Here is a 20393-nt window from a genome sequence, read left to right on the forward strand (position 1 = left end):
AAAGATACTGTTTTCGTTCTTTACTTGAGGAAATAAATTTTAATTTTGTTTGGTTTTTAATAGGTAAAATATTGTTTTTCTGTTGTTTATGATTTGTTTTTTAATCGCTTGATTCCTTTTTTTGACGTAGTGCACTCGGTGCATGGCCAAAGTGTTTTTTGAAGGCATTACTGAAATTAGAAGTGTTGATGTATCCACATTTTAGACTAATTTCTTCAATGGTATCCCTTGTCGCCATTAAATATTTTTGGGCTTGATTCATGCGTAATTCCTGTAAGTATCCGAAAACGGTTGTGCCAAAAATTTGTTTGAACCCTACTTTGAGTTTAGTCTGGTTAATGCCTACTTTTTTTGCAATTTCCTCTATCGTTAGCGGATGACTAATGTGTGCTTGAATTAAGTGAGCCGCAAAGCGAATGCAATCCATATCTCTCATCGTCAGCTTAATGGCTTGCGCAGTGATTGGCTCTTCAAAACAATACGCTAGTATTTCATTGATTTTCGACTCTAAATAAATTTTACGCGTCAATCCTTCAAAAGAACATTGTTTTATATCTTGAATGGCTTGGTACAAAAGGGGATGAAGTTGAATGCAATTATCGGATAATCCCGCACTTTGAGCCAAGGTGATTTGATTGAGAAAATGATCCAATCGGCGATTTTCTCCTGCATGTTGACTTATCATACTCAACGGTAAATGAATATCGAAGGTCTCATAGTTTACTCCTTTTTGAAAAGATATTTCTGATTTTTCACCCGTGGAAGCCAAGTAAATCATATTACCTGTCATGGAGGGAACTTCTTTCAAAGGAGAAAATGAATTTGTATAGGCAATAGCGTGAGGAGATAAATTGAAGTGAAGTTCGAGAAAGGGGGCCTGTTCTAAACAGTCCAAAGTTATGGTCTGTTTGGTTGTGTATTGCATAGAAACGACGCGAAGATGTTCGTTGACAATTTCTTGTTCAATACCTATTTTATCTGGAAGTAATGCGGTGTTCTTCTCTTTTTTTAAGCTAGATGTAAGTCCCTGGAGTGATGGATAATTCACCAAATCTAGAAAGTCAACAATATCTATTCTGTAGCTCATAAATAAACCCTTTTACGTAAATCTTACACTCAAATTCGTAAGGTGTATTGACCTTCCTAAGTATATTTTTGCGTAAAAATACAGTATTTAAATCTATTCTAAATAACAATATGGTTAAATATTTTTACTTTTTGTTATGCTGTTGCTCACCTGCCTTTGCTTGTGAGGTTTCTTTTTCGGTACAGCGTAGTCAAACTGGACTTTCTTCCAACTTAACTTTAGTTGTCAATCAACAATCCCATGGACTTGATAAGGAGGGGAAAAGCAAGGGGATAGATTTACAAGCTGGGGTTTACACCGTGCAAATTTACGAGAATGGGAAGCCCCTTGACACCCAATCCGTGGAGATTGATTGCCAACATACTCATTATCTCTTGTTTATAGGAGAACAGAACGAACAGTTGGAGGAAGTAGTAATTCAGTCTCAAACGACAGAGCAGAAAATAGAGCGAACACCTTTTGCAGTGCAGGTATTGGATATGAAACAAGCGCATAATAAAGGGGGAGATATCAGCAACCAATTGAATCAATCAGCGGGAATTAAAGTTCGATCTAATGGAGGATTAGGCGCTGAAACTCAATTGAATTTGGGGGGATTACAGGGTAAAGCGATTCGACTATTTAAAGATGGGATTCCCATCGAATTATTTGGACATGGCTTTTCTTTGAGTACCATTCCTACGAATATGTTGGAGCGCATTGAGATTTACAAAGGTGCTATGCCAGTATACTTAGCTTCTGATGCTCTTGGAGGTGGCGTTAACTTGGTTACGCGAAAACCCAAATCTAATTTGTTAGAATTGTCGTATGAAGTAGGATCTTTTCAAACCCATCGGGCAACGGCTAATTTATTTTTGGTTGGCAAGAATCCCGCTTATTATTTTGGGATGAATACGAATTATAATACTTCGGCAAACAACTACAAGATTGATGCTCCTTTCATCGATGCAGAAACAGGAAATCAATACAAGAAAAAAGTGCGTCGTTTTCACGATGACACAGTTTCTTATTACGGAGAAGTATTCGCGGGAGTGCGAGATAAAACATGGGCCGATGATCTGAAATTGACGTTTTTGTTTTCAGACTTTTACAAGGAGTTGCAACACGATAGTGAGATGGGGAAAGTTTTTGGAGAGGCATATAGTACGGAGCAAAATTACGCCTCCATTCTTTCTTATAAAAAGGGATTTTGGGATCAGCGTTTGCAGCTAAATGCAGTATTGAGTTGGAGTCATTTTAATACGAAACTCATTGATACGGCTACAGTGCGTTACAATTGGGATAATGAAATTATTCTTCAAAATCAAATTATTGGTGAAATCAATAAAGGCGGAAGCCAGCAGCGTTTGCAGTACGATTTACTATCGGCTAGACTCAATGCAACGTTTCAAGTGAATCCGAATCACTTTGTTGAATTTGGAGAATTGATTTATCATCAACGCAGAAAGGGTAGTGATCCTCTAGGGGCAGTTTCTCCAGTGCATGAGGTGGATGTATTGACCATTCCTGCAACGTATCAAAAGAATATTACCGCCTTAGCCTTGCGATCTTTGTGGTTGGGAGATCAATTAGAGAGTATCGTTTCGCTCAAGCATTACAACAGTCAATCTAAAGGTTTTACAACAGATAAATTCAATTTTGCTTGGCAATCCTCTCAGTCTACTAAACAATGGGGATATCTCGGTGGATTAAAGTGGGATGTAAATCCGTACTTACTCAAGCTTTCCTATGAATATGCCACGCGTTTACCCGACGAAATGGAAGTCTTTGGCGATGGCGTTTTAATTAAGGAAAACCTGGATCTCCTTCCAGAAACGAGCCACAATGTTAATCTCAATACATCTTATGTGTATGGAAAGTCCACACATAAAGGGACTCTAGCACTTAATCTGTTTTATCGTCGAGTAAAGGATGCTATTTTCCTTCAACCTGATATTCCCTACAACCGATACATCAACTTTCATCAAGTTGAAATTAAGGGAATAGAGGTAGAAGCGAGTCATCAGATCAAAGAGCTAGTTGATTTTGGAGTGAATGTTACGTATCAAGATATCAGACGAATCAATGAAAGAGCAGAGTTTAGTATGTATGAAGGTGCTCGTGTACCTAATATTCCCTTCTTTTTTGGTAATGCGTTTTTTAGCACTCACTTCAAGGGAGTATTGACTACTCAGGATCAAGTGAGTATAAGCTGGAATCTCAACTATCTACATCGATTTTATCTGACCGATATTCCCAAAAAACAAGAACCTAGTCTTTTTGGGGAAGCAACTAAAGTGGATTCTAAATTGATTATTCCCAATGACGGGCGATTAGGTCAATTTTCACACGACGTAGGGCTCTATTATTATTTTGGAAATAAGAAAATAAATCTAGCCTTAGAAGTACTCAATGTTGGCAATAGTAAACGCTATGACAACTTCAATGTGCAAAAACCTGGACGTTCCGTTCAATTTAAAATTGTATACAAAATCATTTAATTAATCAAGAATATGAAAAAACTAAGATTTAGTGGTATAGCGACAGCTTTTTTAGCTACTTGTTTACTTTTCTCGTGCGCAAGCGATGACAATACACAGCAGCCAACACCACCTGTTAACCCAGATGAATTGCCTAAAGATGAATTGTGGGTGATTTTTAATGGAACAGAGAAATGGGCAGGAGGAATTTATGCCTTAGATGAAGCGAAATCTCGTGTTATCGATTTATCTTCTACTCCATTCTATCAGTTGGGATACTCCGCAGGAGGTCGTGTTGTGGATAATGTATTGTACAAAAAAGATGGAGCTCTAGCGAGTGAAGTAGGTTTGTCGAAATACAAGCTAGAAGGCGGTAAATTTGGAACAGATGGATTTATTAGTACGCCAAATAATACTTATGAAACCAACTATTTGGTGGTTAGTACAACCGAAGGATATTATTGGGATTCTGCTGCAGGAGGATTAAAAGTGCAAAAGTTTAACCCACAAACGATGCAACGCATAGGGGAAGTTGATTTTTCGTCCCTTTCAGATGGAAGTCAATATGAGGCCGCTGGACAGTTGATTTTAGCGAAACGAGATAATAAATTATATGTTGATATCCAACATGGAACGCGTAGTACGGCTTGGCAAGTAAAACCCAATGTAGAAAAAGTTGAAATAGCAGTTTACGACTTAACTACGAATAAAATTGAAGGAGTAACTTCTTATGAAGGGGCAACGAATTTAGGTTTATTTGCAGATCATGTTTTATGGAGTTTAGATGAGGTTACACAAGATTTATATGTTATTGCCGTGGGAGATATGACGGTTCAAAAACCAGAATCTAAAATCTTACGCATTAAAAAAGGAGCTATTACTTTTGATCCTTCTTTCGAATTGAAAATCTCAGATTATCAGTATCCAAGTGATTTCAACCGAATTTTTGCACACAACAATAAAATATATACGACGATTTCAAGTCGACCTACTTCTTATTATGGCGGCGGACAGCACGGAGTATCTTACCGCAAAGATATATGGTATTGGAATGAAATTGACGTGAATACAAAAAAAGCAACGCGTTTAGCTATGTTACCAGATAATTTCTATTCCTACCAAAATCCATTTCACCACAATGGCTTTATTTACTTCACTTCTAATAATACAGAAGAAAATTTTGCAGGAGCTTATCAGTACAATCCTAAAACAGGAGAAGTAAAAGAAACTTTTCGCTTAAAAGGTAGTGGACGTTTAATGGGCTTCCATATTATCGATAAGAAGTAAGAAGTATTATGGAAAAAATTATTCAACGCATTGTTTTAGCCTTAAGTTATATTTGTCGTGCTTTTTTAGCTTATGTATTTATTCCGCATGGGTATGAAAAGCTAACAGAAAAGATCAGTCAACAAGAATACATTGACTTTGGATTGGGAGGAGATTTCTTGGACTTTTACCTTATTTGGGAACGAACGAACTTCATTCACGTTATTGGATTTGCTCAATTGGTAGGAGGGCTGTTGCTTTTGTTTCGAAGAACGTATTTCTTTGGTGCTGTTTGGTTATTTCCAGTTTCATTGGGCATGTTTTTAACCCATGTTTACATCAGTCATGCTTTAGATTTTATTTATTTTGACTTGTTGGTTTTACTGTTTAATGCCTACCTTATTCTGGAGAATTACGCAGCAATTCGAGCTGCTTTTTTTAAATCGCAAAAAACGTGGATTTAAGTGAAATAGCGTAGATGTATAAAATTAGAACAGATTAACTATAAAATAAAAGAAGAGAACCTTTTTTGGTTCTCTTCTTTTATTTTATAATCAACTGATGCTTTTTCAACAAACCTTCTAATGCCTCTTTGGCAAAGACGGCATTTTTTAGTTTGGTTGAAGCAGGATCAATATCGAAATTATAACTGGTATAAAAATCTGCTTTTTCTGCTTTAGCTTTTGTAAAGTTGGCCCGATACAAATTACAGTTGTCAAACATCACTTGAGAGAGGTCTGCTTCCATAAAATCTGCACTAATCAAACTACAATTGATAAAGGTTGTTTTTTTGAGGTTTAAGCCATAAAACAAAGTGAATTCTAAGTTGCAGTCTGTAAAAGAAAACTCAAAAATCGTTTGGTCTATCATGGTAAAATTGACATGTGTAAAATTACACGTTTGAAAGTGACAATTTCTCAATCCCACATAGTTTATCGCTGCATTTTTAAAGTTGCAATTTTTAAAATCGCAGTCAATAAATAAGGTTGATAAGAAAGAGCAAGCAGTAAAATCGCAGTTGATAAATTTACAATTCTCATACTCTTTAAACGAGATGCTATGCGGTTCGAAAACGGTGTTTTCAAAGGTTTTGTCGTAGATGAAATCGGGAGTCATAATCCGTTTATATGTTATTCAATAATATGAGGGACGAATCTACTTTTATCGGTCGTAATGCGTTTATCACTTTCTCTAAAGGTAATACCACAGGGTTCCTGCCCGATAAGCCAACTGCCAATGATAAAATAACCTTTTCCTTCGTTGGGTAAATTCGCTAGGGCTTGACAGATATAGCCTTCCTCTCCATAATCTCCTTTAGTAGCCTCTGCAATTTTATTGTTGATATAAAGGGTTACATTGGCTCCTTCACGAGACAATAAGGGTTTCTTTACGAAATTTTGCATGCCTTTAGGTTCATCAAAATACGATTCCAATAACAAAGGATGATTGGGATACAATTCCCATAAAATTGGGAGAATTGCCTTGTTAGACAAAATCATTTTCCACGAAGGTTCAATCCACTGCGCTTGCGCCATATCATTTGGAATATGTAAGGCAAAAGGTTCATAGATTAGCCATTCCCAAGGATAGAGTTTGAAGATATCAGTGATTACTTCATCCTCTAAATCCGTAAAGGTTTCTCCATCCCAACCGATATCGTCAATATAGATAAGTTTGGTTTGTATGCCAGCTTGGATGGCACAATCGCGCAAATACTCGATATTCGTTAAATCCTCAAGGGTTTCACGCATACAAGAGAAATGCAGGGTACTGCCTTTCAGGTGAGCTTTGGCTTCTTTCCACGTTTCAATCAAGCGATCGTGTACCGAATTGAACTGATCTTTGGAAGCGCCAAAGTAGGTATTCATCCATTGCCATTGTACCACGCCTGTTTCATATAAAGAAGTAGGGGTGTCAGCATTAAATTCGAGTACTTTGAGTTGTTTATGTTGGGTATCATAAACAAAGTCAAAACGGCCATAGATACTCAACTCATCATTTTCCCAACTGCGCTCAATGTGGTCGTGAAAGAAAAGAGGAATTTGAAACTGGTCGTATAGTTTATGTGTAATGACATGATCCACTGCTTTGAGGCACATGTCCCATAAATCTGCCGTAGCGGCATAAATTTCATCCGCTAAGGGTTCGGATATACTATAATAGTAATCTTCAATCCAATACGGAATATTATTTTCATCTGTGTGATAACCAAAACCGTTTTCTTCCAATCGGTTTTGCCAATTGGATTGCGGTGTGATGTATTTTATTTGCATGTTTTACGATTAAGAAGATGCCGAATTGTCTTTTGCTGTACTACCAAAACCACCGCGAGCGGTTTGTTTTTTGTAGGCATCTGCTTTAGATGTATTCGTTCCAACGTTGGATTGTGGTGAAATACCCGGACTCGTATAGCCCATACCGCCTCCCATCATCGGACGGAACGCCATATACCACAAAAGGGCACTGCCCATTCCCATTCCGCCACCATGGCTGCGTTGTTGCTGGTATTGATCCGTTACTTCTGTATAGGGAGCACTGCTATCTGCACGCATAAATACGCGTTGTTGTTCTTCTTTTGTTTCCGTAGGTTTAGAACAAGAAGCTAAAGTAGCTGTGATTAAAACTAAAGAAACGGCTTTACTGCTTTTTTTCATATTTATTCTACAGTTACGTAAATTGGAATTTTCTCTAAACTAGTCGGTTGATTATCCCCCCAGTCACTAAAGTTTTTGGCTGTGGTAATTGTATCAACCTTTTGTTGAACCATTTTGCCATTTACCCAAATTGTTTGTGCGGTTATATGGTAAATACTGTCACCTGAGGTAATCGTTTTTAATGTAACTTCTCGAGCTGATTTTTTGTCGAGTGATTCTAAATTTTGTGTCGATTGTTGTTGCGTACATGCTGTTGCAATTAGCGCAATAAAACTCGCTATTCCGATTGCTTTTTTCATTGGAGCAATTATTTTTAGATTGAGTAACAAAGTTTGAAAATAAAATTTGCTTATGCAATGCTTATTTTATAAAATGAAAGTTCTTGTAAGATAGTTAATTAAATTGGGCGACGTTGGATTTCTTTTTACTTTTGTTGTAAAATGAGAGGGTATGGATGAAATAGCTATTTTACAGATTAACGATATCACGCATAACAATTTACAAACGGACTTTTATGCTAATACCTTATCTCAACATCTTATTGATAATCACAGCCATATTGAGCGACCGCATAAACACAATTTCTATGTAGGCGTTTTGTTTACCAAAGGAGAGGGCATTCACGAAATTGATTTTAATCGCTATGAGGTAAAACCGGGTTCTGTTTTTATGTTGGCACCTGGTCAAACGCATAGTTGGGAATTGTCAGAGGATATTGAGGGATATATTTTTTTTCACACACAAAATTTCTTGGATTTGTATTTGCTAAAAGAATCACTACGTGATTATCCCGTGTTTCGTTCAGCTTTTTATCCCAATCAGGTGTGTTTAAATGAAGCAGATACACAGGTTTTAGCCTATGTATTGAATCGCATGGTCGAAGAAGTAAGACACGAGCAATGGAAGCGCAATCAACAGTTAGTGAGTTTAACTTTGTTGTTCTATATTGAAACCAATCGCATCTTATTACAAGGCGAGACGTTTAAGACAATCAACAATAATTTGTATGCAACCCACTTGCAATTGTTTGAAGAGTTGATTGAAAAGCATTTTGCTGAAGAAAAGTCAGCCGCAGTTTATGCCAATTGGATGAATATGACGCAAAAGCATTTGAATCGCGTATGTAAAACGATGGTTAATCAAACGACAACAGATATTATCTTAGATCGCGTGGTCTTAGAAGCGAAGCGCATGATGATTTATACGGACTATCCACTCAACGATATTGCGTCTCTTTTAGGTTACGACGATTATTCTTATTTCTCTAAATTGTTTAAGAAAAGAGTAGGAGAAACTCCAAAAGAATTCTTTAAGCGCTATCAGTGATTGGTTAGCTCTGAACATCCCTAAATAGGATTGACCGTTTTTTAAACACTAATTTTCAACTAGATATTACAATCAATATAAATAAAAAAAGTCCTTACAATTTGTAAGGACTTTTTTGCACGGGTGGAGGGATTCGAACCCCCATCAACGGTTTTGGAGACCGCTATTCTACCCTTGAACTACACCCGTTTTTGTTTCAAGTGGTGCAAAGATAAATAACTTTTTGAAAGAAACTATTCTTTTTTATAAAATATATTCAACCAAATTATACGGGATAATCGGTAGTTAAAAGTCCAACATAAAAGTAGTACAACTACAATGGCGATAAAGGTTTGAAGGAGAGTGATATGCACGTCAAAAAGCGCATTGATGATTAATCTCAATACCATCACGGCGCACATTTCTGCCACAGTCAGACCATAGCTTACGTACATCCCTCCAAAGTAGAAACCTGTTTCTCTATGGAAATTATAATGGCAATGAGAACATTCTTTCGCCATTTTTGGCATGCGCATCGTAACGGGATTCCCCTTATCATAGAATAAATCTTCTTTGCCGCAGTTTGGGCATTTTCCACTTAAAACTCTTGATATGTATGACATAAGATTATTTTTATGCAAAGTAAAGTAAAATTACTGAAATGTATAGGTTTTAAAATGCTGTATTTTGGTATAATTCGGACATTTTAAATATTATTTTCTCAATTAATGTTGTTTCATTTTGTCGCTATTGCCTTGATTGTCTTGAAAAACTAAAAAAGGCAAGGGACAAGGAGATACGACTAAAAGGAGCGTAAAAAAAAACAGCAGTAAATTTTGATTTACTGCTGTTGATTGGGAAGGTATAAATTATTCCGCTGATGGTTCTTCTGTATAAGTTGATTCTTCTGCCTCACCTTCAGAGGTTGTGTTTTCTCTAATGTTCAAATACTTTAGAGGATTAGAAGAAGCTTCTCCACTGTAATAGTCATCAAATTCTTTAACTAAGTTCGCAATTTCTTCGAGAGACATTACATCGTTTTCTACTTCAGTTGCGTTGTAATATTGCATTAATTTAAGGCGTTCTGTCTCATATTTTTTGCGAATGGTATTTTTTTGAGCCGCATAAATCGTGCGATCCATACCATATTTTCTGTAAATCTCTTTTTGATCAGCTTTGTAAATGGCATCTAGTGCTTTTAAATCAGCTTTTAAACCTTCATCGTGGATATTGGCTAAGTCAAATTCAACTTTCTTCTGTGCCCAAATATCCATTTGGTCTTTTGTTAATGTACGCTGAATGAAAAGTTGATAGGTATTTTTTACTTTTTTCTCTGTTTCTTTTTTCTCTACAGGCAACATATCTGTTCGGTCATTTAGGGCCTGCAAATCTCTTTTGATGTATTCGTTTTTAACGATAAAAGAAGCTTCTTGTTTTTGAGTTAAACCCAATTCAGCTTTATTCTGAAGGATGTTCTCTATATCTTTATAAACAATAACTTCACTGCTACTTTGAATTACTGGTTTTTTTTGCCCATAAGACACCGAAAAAGCCAATAGTAGGATGGATAGTGAGATAATCTTTTTCATTTCTTTTTTATATTTCTTTCTTTCAGTTGCAAATTTACTATAAAATAATCTTTTTCTTTCCGAAGCATAGACAAAAAAAAAGGGCTATTAAGCTGATTTTTTGTTTCTTGCTATACTAAGTCTAACGGTTCGTATAAAAGGCTTTTTAAAGCCTTTTAGCCTACTATTTTCTTTTTGTTATTTCGGAGATTATTACCGACTACAAAATTAAACATATGTTTATTAAAAATAGTTAAATTTTTTTAAAAAGTGAATCCTGTTTGCATATATGGTTCTGTTTATTTGCTTTATAGCTTTCATTATGTGAAATTCTAAAGCTGTTCGTTTAAAATAAACGCTAAATCTGTATTTTTGTTTTCCTATTCCCTGCGTTTTGTGAAAATATCAGTTGAAATTTTGAGCGGTGTTGGAGTTTTGTTTAGGCTGTTTGTTGTATATTTCTAAACTTTTATGCTAATTAATTTTGTTATTGTGATATGCAAAGACTATGCCTTCTCCTTGAATTAAGAAAAATTTATGATTATAGATGGGTTGCACGATTTCTTGTTTTTATGTTATCTTTCAATAATATAGTATATGCACAATGGCCCAAATCACAAATAAAGACTTTGCAACAAGGAACAACTTTTGATTCTATTCGCACGCAGCATGCCAAAGTAGGAGGGCTTTTTCTAGAAGTTAAGAGTTATTTTGAAGAATATAGTCCTGTGAAACCCGGGAGTGTGACTCAATTGTACTTTCAAGGACTCAATAAGGAAGGAGAATTAATGGTGCGCTATGTATTTACTCACGCGCTATTAGACTTTCATATGGAAACAAGGCTAACCTATCCCAATAAGGGAAAACAAGAGCTCTGGTTGGATCAGTCAAGACGTGTGCCTTTGTTTGTGTTATTGGACTTATATTACAAAGAGAATGTATTAGAAGTAGACCTATTGTAACTTACTGAATGGCATAGTACAATGCTAAAAATCAAAGAGGTGTTAAGTTAATTTTTCGTATTCCTTAGCTTTATTTTTTGTAATGGTTGGTTTTTTTTCTACTTTGCGTACTCCTAAAAGGAAAAATGTACAACAAAAACTCCAATCATTCATGAAAAAGCCAGCTATTCTTACCTTACTTTTATTGACGATGAGTACGGGTGCATTTGCTCAAATGGCACTAGATCGAATTGACGCAAATCCAAAATGGAAACAATATGACCATTTTTATGAACGCGATGCATCTAGTATATATCCCAATGACCGCATTGAATATGAGCTAGCGGACGGACGCATTAGCAGTTACCGCTTGTATTATCAAGATGAATTGGGAAAGGTATTTGATGTATTTTACGATAATCAAGGTCGTGTGTATCAGGAAGTTTTGATGTATGATGCAGATCGTGGACAGGTGAGAGAAGTTGTTTTTGAAAGTTCGTTTACTTATGACGATAAAGGAGAATTGATTGATGATGGACAACGTACGTATACGAAGTTTGTAAAAGGCAGACCCATGATTGTGACTTCACGCGAGTATTCGGAAGAATATGAACGCGGGTTTAGTACGGTTCGCGCCTATAATGAAAGTGGAACCATACGTTTGGAGAAAACAACGTTTTTTGAAGAAGGAGAAAAGAAGATTCGCACCAGTACGTATAAGTATGATTCTTGTGGGAATGTAACCGAAGTGAGTACGCGTACAACTATTGCACCTACGTACACCAAACAAAAGAAACGCAAAAAAGATAAAACACCGCCGGTTCGCCCTGTCATTGAAAAAGAAACCTTTACTTATGAGTACGACGGGGATTGTATTTGGACCAAAAAATACAAAGTGGAAGACGGGGAACAAACGCTTCTACGCGAAAGAGAACTTGTAAAATAGCACAAAAACCAATCAAACTATATTATGTAAAGCTCAGTGGAATTTTTTCATTGGGCTTTTTTTGTGCTGTTAATCAAAGAAAGTACTAGGCGCCGTATGCATTAGGTATTGAATGGGTAAAGAGGTAAAAATATCAAACCTATTCGAATTGAACGAAATGAAATAGAGAAGGTATCGAAGCAATATTCAGGAAACGTATTTGGTGTATATGTGGTAATTGGATAAATTTACTTGTTAAACAAACAAAATAAAGGTAGCGTAAAACTTATAGTAAGCGCTAGAATTAATAAAACTAACGAAAGATTAAATAAGAGATGGAAATAGTATGTCCAAATTGTGAAACCAAAAATGAACAAACATCTAAATACTGTTCAAGCTGTGGATATCAACTTCCAAAAGTTGAGGTAGTGGTTGAAGAACCAAGTAATGTGAGTAATGAGCGTAATGAGCAACCAAAGAAAAAATTAAAAGGGAAAGCACTGGTTGGATTTATTCTAGGGTTTTTATTGTTTTTTGGTTTGTCTCAATACTTTTTCTTTGCTCCTGCTGATATTGATGCGGAATTGGCTAAAGTAGCTTCAGAAATAAATAAAAATTGCCCGATGGTAGTGGATCAAGAGATTCGACTTGATAATACGGCTGCGTTTCCAAATAGAACCTTACAATACAACTATACAATTCTAAATTACGAAAAAGCAGAGCTAGATATAAATGTCGTAGAGCGTACCCTTTTCTCCGGAATTCTAGAGAATATTAAAACAAATCCTGATATGAAAGCCATGAGAGAGAATGAGATTACTTTTAATTATTATTACAAAGATAAAATGGGAGCATTTGTAACAAAATATGTTGTTACACCTGAGATGTATAAAGAAAATTAAAATAAACCAAACAAAAAAAACCTCCACATCCTGCGATTGTGGAGGTTTTTTGTTTGAAAGATATGATATTAACCAAAGAATGGCTATTTTCGATTTAACTATAAATTAAAGAGCTTGGGAAATCAATAAGGGTATTTCCTGTAATGAGCAAGTATGACAACAGATGAAAATTCAATACAAGAGAATGTAACGCAAGAGGTAAAATACAAGATTAATTTGACAGTAATTAGCTGTAGTTTGCCTTGAGAAGGGTAAATCAAATACGGAAACTTGATTAAATTAATTAAGAATGAAAGCATCTTGGGTAGATAAATTAGTTACTGCATTGAGTATAGTCATTAATCTGGTGATTAATCTCGTTTGTATGGGGGTTATGGTTGTGGTGGTGCTAGGGAGGCATTTGGTGTATAAAGTGTTTAAGAGGTGATAGCTTTTGTTTTTTATATGAAGTATATTTAAAATCTCACGGAGTTACTTTTTTCTTGTATTTAGTAATTCTTTATTGCGTTTCGATTTCTCCTGTGTCGAAGTGATGTACTGTGAGAAATAAGTGAAGGAAGTGTGGTTTAAATTTTCTGTATAGATCAAAATTGCTCTTTAACCTGGAGAATTCTATAAAAAGCAACAAGCAAAAAACAATAAAAAAAGCACCTATTTCTCAATAGGTGCTTTTTTTATTGTGGTCCCACTTGGGCTCGAACCAAGGACTTGCTGATTATGAGTCAGCTACTCTAACCAGCTGAGTTATAGGACCGGCCTATTTGACTGTAATATTTGTGGTCCCACCTGGGCTCGAACCAGGGACTTGCTGATTATGAGTCAGCTACTCTAACCAGCTGAGTTATAGGACCAGTCAAATTGACGATTAGCGGTTGCAATATTACAGCGTAATATTGGTTTTTCCAAGAAATAAAAACAAAAAATGATTGTTTTACTCCTTCACAACTCTCTAATGCCTAACTACTAATTGATAACTTTTTCGTTCTCAGTCACTTTTTAATTTTCCCTTTTATTTTGAACAATTTTTAAGTGATGGTAAGAGTAGAAATAAACGGTAAAGAAGATCGTAAAGGTCTTCCTTTTTTCACTTGTGGACTTCTTGTGAACCAGCGATCTACATTCTTGCTAAAATATAAAAAAATGCTATCCAAAAAATTGTATTTTTGCACCATGGAGACAAATAGACAAAAGAAGATGGGAGCACTTCTACAAAGTGACCTAGTAGATATATTACAAGGAGAAGTGCGCAAGAACGGAATAAGCAATTTGATTATTTCAGTTTCTAAAGTAAATATTACCTCAGATTTATCAATTGCGAAAGTGTTTTTGAGCATTTTCCCTGCAGATCGTGGAAAAGAATTATTAAAAGCCATTCAATCGAATGCGCCGCTAATTAAGCACGACTTGGCACAACGCGTAAAAAATCAGATGCGTAAAGTACCGGATTTGGTATTTTATGTAGACGATAGCTTGGAGTATATCGATCAAATTGACAAAGCATTAAAAGGAGATGAAAACCCAATTGCTAATCCAGATTTATTAGCAAAGAGAAAGAAAAAATAAACCGTTGAAGATAGCCTTTTACATAGCCAAACGCTACGCTTTTAGTAAAAGCAAGAGCAAAGCCATTAACGTCATTACGGCGATTGCCTCCATTGGGATTGTCGTGAGTGCCATGGCCATGCTCATTGTATTAGCTGTGTTTAGTGGACTTCGTTCGTTTAGTTTATCGTTTACCAATGAGTTAGATCCCGAGCTAAAAGCCTTTAGCAAACAAGGAAAAAACTTTGTGGTAAACCAAGCACAATACCAAGAATTGAGTCAGTCGGATCTCTTTTCAGGAGTAGCACGAGTAGTAGAAGACCGTTTGCTTTTTACTTATAATGAAAAGCAAACCGTTGCTATACTCAAAGGAGTGGATGCCGATTTTCCCAAGGTTAGTCAATTTCCTGATAAAGTGGAACTGGGCAATTGGATTGAATCTGATTCCGATGAGGTTGTTGCAGGGTTAGGCATGGCTTATCTTCTGTCGATGGGACTCTTTGATGTTGAACACAGTTTACAAGCCTTGTCAATCAAACCAGGATCTGGAGTAGTCAGCAATCCCGAAGATGCCTTTTTGCGTACGTATTTACATCCCGTGGGCATCTATTCGTTGCGCAATGAAGAATTGGATAGCAAATACGTTTTTTGCGATATTGAACTGGCTCAACATTTACTCAGTTTAGAGGAAAATGAATACACCAATCTCGAATTTGCATTAAATCCTGGCGTTACAGAAAAACAAGCCATCGCTTTTATTCAGCAAGTGCTTGGAGATACCGTAGTTATTAAAAACCGCATTCAGTTGAATGACAGTTTATACCGTATGTTGAACACAGAAAATGCCGTGGTTTATTTCATCTTTCTATTGGTGGTAATTATTGCACTTTTCAACCTAGTTGGGGCTTTACTCATGATTATCCTAGAGAAAAAAGCCAACATCAAAACGCTGAATGACTTGGGAATTCCCTTAAAACAGCTCAAGCGTATTTTCCTTTTACAAGGAATGATTATCAGTACAATAGGCGGTCTATTGGGAATTGCATTAGGCATTATTGGGGTGTTGATTCAAGAACACTTCGGTTTTATTCTCATTCGTCCTGGATTTGCTTACCCTGTAGAATTTAACATTAGCGATGTCTTTGTTGTATTTGGTTCTATTTTTATCCTAGGCTTTATTGCTTCTTATATTGCCTCCACTCGCGTGAATAAAAAATATTTACACGCTTAATCTACCCTTTATTTTATCGGAAGAATCAATTACCTACTTCGATAGGGAAGATTTCGTTACGCAATAAGGTTACCTAACGTTCCCTGAAAATGGGGATTTTTCTTTAGAGATTGAACACTTTTCTAGAATTAACAAATTATGTCGCGGGTGTTTCATAAATTTGTTGTTGATGGATTAATCAACAAAGTAGAAAAATTGTTTTATTAGAAAAAGAAAAAATTATGGGCGAGTTTAATGTAAAATACTTAAGCTATGTTAGTGAGTTTGCCAATGGGCAAGAGAGTTTAAGTGATGCTGCACAACTGTATTTTAACGCAGATGATTATGCAGATCCTATCCGTTGGTTTAAAGCACATGCGCTTTGTATGTTGGCCCTACAAATAGGGAAAGAAGGAGAGATATTCCAACAGTTATACGAACAAATTAACGAAGAATCCAACCGCGAACGCAGTAGCTTCTATTTAAACGATAAAGACTATGCTTTGTGGTTTGACGATGTGGTGTTGCTCAATCAATTATTTATCGATAGAGGATATGCCAAAGCCTATACATTCATGCACGAATTGTATATGAATGCACGCTTTGGATTTAAAGATGATGAAAAGGCAACCGCTTACCTGAAACAAGGGTATGAAGCAGGAGATAACACGGCACAAGCCTTCATTGGTTATAATACCTATTACGGAAGTCTTGGATTTGAACAAAATCAAGAGGAAGGTTTGGCGTTAATTCAGTCCTCTTATGCCCCGGATAATCGCGTAGCTCCTCTATTTGCTTTAAATATCGAGTTTCGCGCTTGCGAATCAGCTGAAGAAGGAAAAGCCGTTTTAGACAAATATCACGATTTGATTCACGTAGAGAAACGAGGACTCTATGTATTAGCGGATTACTATTTGCGTGAAGGGGAAGATGAAAAGGCAGCTGAAACTTTCTTAGACGGAATCAAGCACAACAGTGGCTATTGCAACTATATGATGGGGTTGATGATTTGCAATACGCGTTTTGCTCCTCTGGGATATGAAATTGAACAAGGAGTTCCTTATTTGCAAATGGGCTTTGAACACGGAATCGCCTATGCTGGTTTTGTGATGGGATATTACTATTTATATCCTGCAGACCAAAGTGAACCTCAATTCGAAAAAGCGATTCAAACACTTGAAAAAGCAGTGTTATATTGCTCAAATGAAGCCCTATTGGAATTAGCAATCTTATATTTATACCACAGCGAGTACAAAAATATCGACAAAGCCATGGCGTATTTAGATCGTGCGATTGACGCAAAATCTACCCGTGCCATGAATGAAAAAGCAGTGGCTTTATTAGAACATCAAGAAATAGAACGCAATGTAGAAGAGGCACAAGCACTTTTACTTCAGGCGATGGAATTAGGAGATGACTATGCGCCTTATCGCTTGGGATATGGATACCAAGTGGGTGAATTTGGTACAGAAGAAGAGTTTGATAAATGCATTGAATTCTATGAAATTGCAGCAGAACGCAACAATGGATTGGGAATTGAATATGCCGGAAGATACTACCGTTACCACGAAAATCCAGATTTAGATAAAGCCATTGGGTTTTACGAAAAAGGAGTGGAACTATACAATTCAAACTACTGTAAAGTTGAATTGGCTATGCTATTGGAAAGAGGATATGGATTAGAAGCCAATCCAGAGCAAGCAGAACAATACTATCAAGAAGCTTTAGAAAATAACTATCCTTTTGCGGCGGTTCGCTTGGGGTATTTATATGAAGATGGATTAGTAGGAGAAGTAGATACTGAAAAAGCAAGAGCCTATTTTGAAATCGCGGCGAATGCAGATTTAGCAGAGGGAATATACCAATTTGCTCGTTGCAACCGCTACGGAATAGGAGGAGAAGAAAATCGCACCTTAGCTTTTGAATTGTTCGAAAAAGCGTTGGAATACGGCTATAACGATGCCAATGTTGATTTAGCCTTAGCCTATGAAGAAGGAGTAGCGGGAATAGAAGAAAATCCTGAAAAAGCAGTGGAGTATATGACAGCAGCAGCTGAAATTGGATTCAGCTATGCCCAATATAAACTAGGTACGTATTACCTCTATGCTTATGGTTTAGAAAAAGATTTAGAACTAGCGCGATACTGGTTGGAGAAAGCCAATGAAAATGGTTCAGCTCTAGCCATGTTGACTTTAGGTGATTTTTATTTATATGGGTATGACGAAGAGCAACCGTATGATTTAGCTTTCCCTTACTATGAGGCAGCCGAACAATTGGGCTATATTTCAGAAGGATTGGGAATTTGTTACCAATTCGCTATTGGTGTGGAACGCGATGATAAGAAAGCCTTCCACTTCTATAAAATGGCTGTAGAAAGAGGATATGATGCCGCGTATTTCCGTTTAGGGCTGTGTTATTACTACGCCATCGGAACAGAAAAAGATTATGTAGAAGCCCTGTATTATTTGAGAACTGTTGCAGATCGCGGTCACTTAGAAGCTTCTTCTTATGTGGGCATTATGTTAGTGAAAGGAGAGGGAGTACCTCAAGAATCCGTAGAGGGAATTGCTTACCTTGAAAAAGCAGCGAATGCAGGCTATGATTCAGCTCAATATGAATTGGGAAATTGTTATTTAAAAGGAGAAGGTGTAGAGCAAAACGATGAATTGGCTTTGCATTGGTATCAACAAGCTGCGGAAAATGGAAACGAAGATGCACAGAAAATTATCGGTGGCCCAAGAAAAAGAAGAAGATAATGGACAATAAAAAGAATTATCAATTCCAAGTGAATATGAAGGGAATGATAGAACTGTTGAGTGAGCATATTTACAGCTCACCAACGGTTTTCATTCGCGAATTACTGCAAAATGGCGTAGATGCCGTTACCGTTAGAAAGGGAATTGATGAAACATTTCAGGGTAAAATAACCCTGTTTTTTGATAAGGATCAGTTGATTTTTCAAGACAATGGCGTGGGCTTAACCCTAGAGGATATGCACCAATTCTTGTCTGTGATTGGACAAAGTTCAAAACGAGGAGAATTAGCCGAAAAAGACCTTATTGGTCGTTTTGGTATTGGTTTGCTTTCTTGTTTGGTGGTGTCTGAAGAAATCGTGGTAGAATCTCGTTCCTTGTACAAAGAGGAGTCGGTGCGTTGGATCGGACGTGCAGATGGAACCTATGAGGTGGAAATGATCGAGTTGTTACCAGAAGTGGGAACACGCGTGATTTTACAAGCCAAAAAGAACTGGAGAACGCTGTTCAAAAGAGAAGAGGTAAAGCAAAACGTATTATTCTACGGAAGTGCCTTGCCTATTGAAATTAAGTTTATCGAAAAGGGAGAGGAAGAAATCGTATCGGATGGAAAACCGATTTGGATGAATCCCAAAGCGTCAAAAGAAGATTTATTAGCCTATGGAAAAGAGATCTTTAAAACGAGATTTTTAGACGTATTTCCCATTGCCTCTGAAGCAGGAGATATTCAGGGAATGGCCTATGTGATTCCCAACAAAGTCAATATGACGACGGCTAAAGAACACAAGATTTTCTTGAAGCGCATGTATCTCTGCGATCAAGCGACCAATCTCTTACCAGAATGGACGTCTTTTGTGCGTTGTATTATGAACTCCAATAGTCTGCAACCAACAGCTTCGCGTGAATCTCTGATGAACAACGCCCTCTTAGTGGAGGCAAAAAAAGAATTGACCACTTGTTTTAAAGATTATTTAAAACTGTTGTCTGTGTCAAATCTAGAGAAGTTGGAACAGATTATCTCCATTCACCATTTGTATATTAAATCCTTAGCGGCTTCAGACAATGAAATCCTCAAGTTATTTGAAGATTATTTGCCTTTTGAAACTAATCAAGGGACGTTGTTGTTTAGAGATATTAGAACGAGTTATGGTTCGATTTTCTATACCCCTTCTTTGGATGATTTTAGACAAATTCGACGCATTGCAGGTTCTCAAAAGAAATTGGTCATCAATGCGGCGTATAGCTATGAGGCAGATTTGATTCAGAAGATCAAAGCGAGTAATCCAGAATTGGCGATTGATTTAATCAAGCCCAACGATGTTTTAAATAGTTTTGAAGAAGCCTCTACAACTGACGATCGCCTGGCTATTTTCATTGAGAAAGCCAATAAAATATTAAAAGCACAATATTGTAAAGTAGAGGTGAAGCGATTTGAACCTCAAGATACTACGGCGATTTACATTGCCAATGAAGAAGCATTGAGCAACAAAAGCATGCAAAACTTAGCCCAGAGTGCCAATCCTTTTTCAGCAGCCCTGGGGCACTTTAAAAAGCAAGAAGAAGTTTTGCCAACCCTGTGTTTCAATCAACAAAACGACTTGGTTTCTAAGTTATTGGTGATTAAAGATCCCGAACTTTTTGAAGCCTTGATACACGTGTTGTATGTACAGGCGTTGATGTTGGGTGGTTATACCATCAACAAACAAGAAATGGACATTTTCAATCATGCCCTTTATCAATTTGTAATCTTGGGGATGACTAACTTTTTACCCGAAATCTAA

General features: G+C 36.6%; 19 protein-coding genes and 3 tRNA genes. 12 read left to right on the forward strand and 10 right to left on the reverse strand.

The window, feature by feature from the left end:
- Positions 1 to 100: 100 nt before the first annotated feature.
- Positions 101 to 1087 carry a helix-turn-helix transcriptional regulator gene (locus tag HX004_RS02695; RefSeq protein ID WP_286440783.1) on the reverse strand — a complete coding sequence of 329 codons (987 nt, stop codon included), beginning with the start codon at positions 1085 to 1087 and terminating at the stop codon, positions 101 to 103.
- Positions 1088 to 1197: 110 nt separating this feature from the next.
- Here HX004_RS02695 and HX004_RS02700 point away from each other — a divergent pair, with 110 nt between their 5' ends.
- The 3 genes from HX004_RS02700 to HX004_RS02710 are packed head-to-tail and all read left to right on the forward strand — an operon-like array spanning position 1198 to position 5276.
- The gene (locus HX004_RS02700) at positions 1198 to 3567 is read left to right on the forward strand and encodes a TonB-dependent receptor plug domain-containing protein (RefSeq protein WP_286440784.1); all 2370 of its coding nucleotides are present in this window, start codon (positions 1198 to 1200) and stop codon (positions 3565 to 3567) included.
- Between the two features lie 12 nt (positions 3568 to 3579).
- On the forward strand, positions 3580 to 4833 hold the full coding sequence (locus tag HX004_RS02705; RefSeq protein ID WP_286440785.1) for a DUF4374 domain-containing protein: 1254 nt from the start codon (positions 3580 to 3582) through the stop codon (positions 4831 to 4833).
- A gap of 8 nt (positions 4834 to 4841) precedes the next feature.
- Positions 4842 to 5276, forward strand: a complete 435-nt coding sequence (locus HX004_RS02710; protein WP_286440786.1) for a DoxX family membrane protein — start codon at positions 4842 to 4844, stop codon at positions 5274 to 5276.
- 79 nt (positions 5277 to 5355) lie between these two features.
- Here the strand turns inward: HX004_RS02710 and HX004_RS02715 are convergent, their stop codons facing one another.
- Genes HX004_RS02715 through HX004_RS02730 form a run of 4 tightly spaced genes read right to left on the reverse strand, consistent with a single transcriptional unit; the run spans position 5356 to position 7765 of the window.
- Positions 5356 to 5928: a pentapeptide repeat-containing protein gene (locus HX004_RS02715; protein ID WP_286440787.1), complete on the reverse strand. Its 573-nt coding sequence runs from the start codon at positions 5926 to 5928 to the stop codon at positions 5356 to 5358.
- A gap of 14 nt (positions 5929 to 5942) precedes the next feature.
- Positions 5943 to 7085: a glutathionylspermidine synthase family protein gene (locus HX004_RS02720; RefSeq protein WP_286440788.1), complete on the reverse strand. Its 1143-nt coding sequence runs from the start codon at positions 7083 to 7085 to the stop codon at positions 5943 to 5945.
- A 9-nt stretch (positions 7086 to 7094) separates the two neighbouring features.
- Positions 7095 to 7466: a hypothetical protein gene (locus HX004_RS02725; protein ID WP_286440789.1), complete on the reverse strand. Its 372-nt coding sequence runs from the start codon at positions 7464 to 7466 to the stop codon at positions 7095 to 7097.
- Positions 7467 to 7468: 2 nt separating this feature from the next.
- Positions 7469 to 7765: a hypothetical protein gene (locus HX004_RS02730; RefSeq protein ID WP_286440790.1), complete on the reverse strand. Its 297-nt coding sequence runs from the start codon at positions 7763 to 7765 to the stop codon at positions 7469 to 7471.
- A 151-nt stretch (positions 7766 to 7916) separates the two neighbouring features.
- On the opposite strand from HX004_RS02730, the gene HX004_RS02735 reads away from it, so the two are divergent.
- Entirely contained in the window at positions 7917 to 8792 is an 876-nt protein-coding gene (locus HX004_RS02735; protein WP_286440791.1) for an AraC family transcriptional regulator, read from the forward strand.
- A gap of 118 nt (positions 8793 to 8910) precedes the next feature.
- Here the strand turns inward: HX004_RS02735 and HX004_RS02740 are convergent.
- The 3 genes from HX004_RS02740 to HX004_RS02750 all read right to left on the reverse strand — a co-directional run bounded on the left by HX004_RS02740 (position 8911) and on the right by HX004_RS02750 (position 10360).
- Positions 8911 to 8981: transfer RNA gene (locus HX004_RS02740), tRNA-Trp, on the reverse strand.
- 44 nt (positions 8982 to 9025) lie between these two features.
- A complete protein-coding gene (locus HX004_RS02745; RefSeq protein ID WP_002989681.1) occupies positions 9026 to 9394 on the reverse strand; it encodes a DUF983 domain-containing protein in 369 nt (122 codons plus the stop codon).
- Positions 9395 to 9640: 246 nt separating this feature from the next.
- Entirely contained in the window at positions 9641 to 10360 is a 720-nt protein-coding gene (locus HX004_RS02750; RefSeq protein WP_286440792.1) for a hypothetical protein, read from the reverse strand.
- Between the two features lie 608 nt (positions 10361 to 10968).
- Here HX004_RS02750 and HX004_RS02755 point away from each other — a divergent pair.
- The 4 genes from HX004_RS02755 to HX004_RS02770 all read left to right on the forward strand — a co-directional run bounded on the left by HX004_RS02755 (position 10969) and on the right by HX004_RS02770 (position 13534).
- Positions 10969 to 11301, forward strand: coding sequence for a hypothetical protein (locus tag HX004_RS02755; RefSeq protein ID WP_286440793.1), 333 nt, complete (start codon positions 10969 to 10971; stop codon positions 11299 to 11301).
- Positions 11302 to 11452: 151 nt separating this feature from the next.
- Positions 11453 to 12226, forward strand: a complete 774-nt coding sequence (locus HX004_RS02760; protein WP_286440794.1) for a hypothetical protein — start codon at positions 11453 to 11455, stop codon at positions 12224 to 12226.
- A gap of 314 nt (positions 12227 to 12540) precedes the next feature.
- Positions 12541 to 13107: a zinc ribbon domain-containing protein gene (locus HX004_RS02765; RefSeq protein WP_286440795.1), complete on the forward strand. Its 567-nt coding sequence runs from the start codon at positions 12541 to 12543 to the stop codon at positions 13105 to 13107.
- Positions 13108 to 13396: 289 nt separating this feature from the next.
- Positions 13397 to 13534, forward strand: coding sequence for a hypothetical protein (locus HX004_RS02770; RefSeq protein ID WP_286440796.1), 138 nt, complete (start codon positions 13397 to 13399; stop codon positions 13532 to 13534).
- Between the two features lie 253 nt (positions 13535 to 13787).
- Here HX004_RS02770 and HX004_RS02775 read toward each other — a convergent pair.
- Both HX004_RS02775 and HX004_RS02780 read right to left on the reverse strand, forming a co-directional pair.
- Positions 13788 to 13861: transfer RNA gene (locus HX004_RS02775), tRNA-Ile, on the reverse strand.
- A gap of 23 nt (positions 13862 to 13884) precedes the next feature.
- Positions 13885 to 13958, reverse strand: a tRNA-Ile gene (locus HX004_RS02780).
- A gap of 319 nt (positions 13959 to 14277) precedes the next feature.
- Between HX004_RS02780 and rbfA the strand changes: the two genes are divergently transcribed.
- From rbfA to HX004_RS02800, 4 genes are all read left to right on the forward strand, one after another.
- Positions 14278 to 14670, forward strand: a complete 393-nt coding sequence (gene rbfA, locus HX004_RS02785) for a 30S ribosome-binding factor RbfA (protein WP_286440797.1) — start codon at positions 14278 to 14280, stop codon at positions 14668 to 14670.
- Positions 14671 to 14674: 4 nt separating this feature from the next.
- On the forward strand, positions 14675 to 15880 hold the full coding sequence (locus HX004_RS02790) for an ABC transporter permease (protein ID WP_286440798.1): 1206 nt from the start codon (positions 14675 to 14677) through the stop codon (positions 15878 to 15880).
- A 221-nt stretch (positions 15881 to 16101) separates the two neighbouring features.
- On the forward strand, positions 16102 to 18615 hold the full coding sequence (locus HX004_RS02795) for an SEL1-like repeat protein (RefSeq protein WP_286440799.1): 2514 nt from the start codon (positions 16102 to 16104) through the stop codon (positions 18613 to 18615).
- Positions 18615 to 20393 (forward strand): HSP90 family protein, encoded by a 1779-nt coding sequence (locus HX004_RS02800; protein ID WP_286440800.1) that lies wholly within the window; start codon positions 18615 to 18617, stop codon positions 20391 to 20393. The genes HX004_RS02795 and HX004_RS02800 overlap by 1 nt, the downstream gene beginning before the upstream one ends.

It is taken from the genome of Myroides sp. 1354 (assembly GCF_030324495.1).
In the GTDB taxonomy this organism is placed as follows: Bacteria; Bacteroidota; Bacteroidia; order Flavobacteriales; family Flavobacteriaceae; genus Flavobacterium.

Coding starts and splice junctions, on each gene's coding strand:
- HX004_RS02695 (WP_286440783.1), bottom strand. CDS start 1,087: ATGAGCTACAGAATAGATATTGTTGACTTTCTAGATTTGGTGAATTAT.
- HX004_RS02700 (WP_286440784.1), top strand. CDS start 1,198: ATGGTTAAATATTTTTACTTTTTGTTATGCTGTTGCTCACCTGCCTTT.
- HX004_RS02705 (WP_286440785.1), top strand. CDS start 3,580: ATGAAAAAACTAAGATTTAGTGGTATAGCGACAGCTTTTTTAGCTACT.
- HX004_RS02710 (WP_286440786.1), top strand. CDS start 4,842: ATGGAAAAAATTATTCAACGCATTGTTTTAGCCTTAAGTTATATTTGT.
- HX004_RS02715 (WP_286440787.1), bottom strand. CDS start 5,928: ATGACTCCCGATTTCATCTACGACAAAACCTTTGAAAACACCGTTTTC.
- HX004_RS02720 (WP_286440788.1), bottom strand. CDS start 7,085: ATGCAAATAAAATACATCACACCGCAATCCAATTGGCAAAACCGATTG.
- HX004_RS02725 (WP_286440789.1), bottom strand. CDS start 7,466: ATGAAAAAAAGCAGTAAAGCCGTTTCTTTAGTTTTAATCACAGCTACT.
- HX004_RS02730 (WP_286440790.1), bottom strand. CDS start 7,765: ATGAAAAAAGCAATCGGAATAGCGAGTTTTATTGCGCTAATTGCAACA.
- HX004_RS02735 (WP_286440791.1), top strand. CDS start 7,917: ATGGATGAAATAGCTATTTTACAGATTAACGATATCACGCATAACAAT.
- HX004_RS02745 (WP_002989681.1), bottom strand. CDS start 9,394: ATGTCATACATATCAAGAGTTTTAAGTGGAAAATGCCCAAACTGCGGC.
- HX004_RS02750 (WP_286440792.1), bottom strand. CDS start 10,360: ATGAAAAAGATTATCTCACTATCCATCCTACTATTGGCTTTTTCGGTG.
- HX004_RS02760 (WP_286440794.1), top strand. CDS start 11,453: ATGAAAAAGCCAGCTATTCTTACCTTACTTTTATTGACGATGAGTACG.
- HX004_RS02765 (WP_286440795.1), top strand. CDS start 12,541: ATGGAAATAGTATGTCCAAATTGTGAAACCAAAAATGAACAAACATCT.
- HX004_RS02770 (WP_286440796.1), top strand. CDS start 13,397: ATGAAAGCATCTTGGGTAGATAAATTAGTTACTGCATTGAGTATAGTC.
- rbfA (WP_286440797.1), top strand. CDS start 14,278: ATGGAGACAAATAGACAAAAGAAGATGGGAGCACTTCTACAAAGTGAC.
- HX004_RS02795 (WP_286440799.1), top strand. CDS start 16,102: ATGGGCGAGTTTAATGTAAAATACTTAAGCTATGTTAGTGAGTTTGCC.
- HX004_RS02800 (WP_286440800.1), top strand. CDS start 18,615: ATGGACAATAAAAAGAATTATCAATTCCAAGTGAATATGAAGGGAATG.